The sequence below is a fragment of the Flavobacterium sp. J49 genome, assembly GCF_011742145.1.
Lineage (GTDB): Bacteria > Bacteroidota > Bacteroidia > Flavobacteriales > Flavobacteriaceae > Flavobacterium.
In genome coordinates this window covers 1-251 of the sequence record NZ_JAAQQU010000066.1, presented here as the reverse complement: position 1 = coordinate 251, position 251 = coordinate 1, and the positions used below count along the sequence as shown (strand labels likewise).

Below are 251 nucleotides of genomic sequence, written 5' to 3'. Positions count from 1 at the left end.
ACCCAAAATGCGATTACCAATGTTGACTTGACGGTGAATACCCCAAGTGTGTTGGCCCAACAACCATTGGCCGCTAGTAATTATACGGTTGAGTACTATACTTCGCAAACAGCAGCCCAAGCCGGTATTGCACCAATTATTAATGATACTAACTACACCGCTATGAACAACCAAACCATTTGGGTGAGAGTAGAGGACAATACAACAGGTTGTTTTAATGTTGGTTCGTTTGATATCATAATTAATATACC

1 protein-coding gene is annotated in these 251 nt (G+C 40.6%); it reads left to right on the top strand.

Features of this window, described 5'->3' with window-relative positions; genetic code table 11:
* Positions 1 to 251, top strand: a 251-nt coding sequence (locus HA632_RS01840) for a hypothetical protein (RefSeq protein ID WP_176305543.1), incomplete at both ends; no start/stop codon positions are given.